The 1,479-nt window shown below is 36.4% G+C and carries 2 protein-coding genes; one reads left to right on the top strand and one right to left on the bottom strand.

Translation table 11 applies throughout. From position 1 onward, the window contains the following. Nucleotides 1-139: 139 nt before the first annotated feature. The gene (locus tag HUN22_RS16995; protein ID WP_174731864.1) at nucleotides 140-610 is read left to right on the top strand and encodes a Csu type fimbrial protein; all 471 of its coding nucleotides are present in this window, start codon (nucleotides 140-142) and stop codon (nucleotides 608-610) included. Between the two features lie 30 nt (nucleotides 611-640). On the opposite strand, the gene HUN22_RS16990 is transcribed toward HUN22_RS16995, so the two are convergent. Continuing rightward, complete coding sequence (locus HUN22_RS16990; RefSeq protein WP_174731862.1) at nucleotides 641-1,339, bottom strand: DUF1826 domain-containing protein; 699 nt, start codon at nucleotides 1,337-1,339, stop codon at nucleotides 641-643. Nucleotides 1,340-1,479: the final 140 nt, after the last annotated feature.

The following is a 1,479-nucleotide window of genomic DNA, read 5'->3' as shown; positions in this document are numbered from 1 at the left end:
ATCATGTGTTTAGTATTTATTGACAGTGGGTAATATTAAGTCTTATAACTAAAAGACCCTGAAACTGTTTCTTTAATAGGAACAGAAAAAACACAATATAAAGATGAATAACATTAGAACAAAAAGATAAGGAGAAGACATGAAAATCATTCAATACGCCTTATTTTCTCTTATGGGAATACTGACAATAGATAGTGCAGTTGCTGGAAATGCATCTACATCATTAAGGGTCAGTTTAACCATTGTAGAAACCTGTGAAGTTTCAACAGAAGGAAATTTAGATTTTGGTTCAGTTGTACGTTCTCAACCCGTTGCTACTGCAAGAACAGATGTATCTGTCCAATGTACTCAAAATACCCCTTATCAATTGGCTGTAACTTCAGACAATAACTTTGAGCTTAAATCTGCTGAGAGCCCAGCATCTGTTGCATATGTACTCTACCAAGATGCTGGCCATACTCAAATTTGGGGAGGAACGGCAGATAAAATACATTCAAGAATTGCCACAGGGATGAAAGAAAATATTCCTATTCATGGAGCAATTACATCAAGTACCAATGTTCAGGCAACGAAGTATGAAGATTGGGTTCGAGTGAATGTTATATATTGAGAATATGAACAGGCGGACTTATAAAAACATTTAACAAATCAACAGCAACCGATACTCGCCATCTTTTTCAACAGGTGCTCGATGAACACATGGCAAAACCTTTTGAGTTGGATGATCTACTGCTAAACGCCAAATATGTCCCGTGCCTAAATTTACAGGTTGAGCATCGGGTTTAGGCTGATAATGCAGATCAAAAAAATACTCTGCCAAGAAGGCTTTAAACTCAGCATCAGGCCCGTCATGTAATTCTTTGAGCTGTTCTCTAATTTCTGGAATTAAAACTTTTTGTTCAACTTGATCATTGGGCACAATATCGCTTGCGGCGCCGTGATAGGTACATAAGAAGGTATCTGTTTCAATGGGGGAGCGATCGACATGAAATGAATATACATCTGTTGAAATGAAATCTAGTTCTTCATCGCGTTCATAATGTTTAAGTAAATTAAGTACAGGTGATGCACCAAATTCAGTTAATTGCTCGATATCTTCTAAAATAGTTGTCCTTGCCAAATTACCTTCTTCTGAGAGTTGTAGCGCTAGCAAGTCTTCAACGGAAACTTCTGTAATGTTTTCTTTTAAATGAAGTTTATTCACAATTTCTTTAAAGTCGCCCACCAAATTTCTATGCCAACAAATCGCATTTGTCTCTCCTTGGAACTTTGTATTTACAAGTTCAGGGAAACTAGACACTTGTCTAATTTGTTTGCTGTCAGAAAATGCGTTTTTCATAGGAGAAATAAATAAACTAGAAGCTGAGTTGCATAATATACACCGAGCCATTTACCGTGGCTAAATGTTATTTTTCATTAAAAAAATTAACCGCTGTTCGTACTCAAACCTTGTGTCAGCCTACTAGAGACATGTATTGT

The sequence above is a fragment of the Acinetobacter lactucae genome, from assembly GCF_013344765.1.
Lineage (GTDB): Bacteria > Pseudomonadota > Gammaproteobacteria > Pseudomonadales > Moraxellaceae > Acinetobacter > Acinetobacter lactucae_A.
Note: the sequence above shows the minus strand (reverse complement) of the source record. Positions and strands in the feature narration are given on the sequence as shown.

Coding starts and splice junctions, on each gene's coding strand:
- HUN22_RS16995 (WP_174731864.1), top strand. CDS start 140: ATGAAAATCATTCAATACGCCTTATTTTCTCTTATGGGAATACTGACA.
- HUN22_RS16990 (WP_174731862.1), bottom strand. CDS start 1,339: ATGAAAAACGCATTTTCTGACAGCAAACAAATTAGACAAGTGTCTAGT.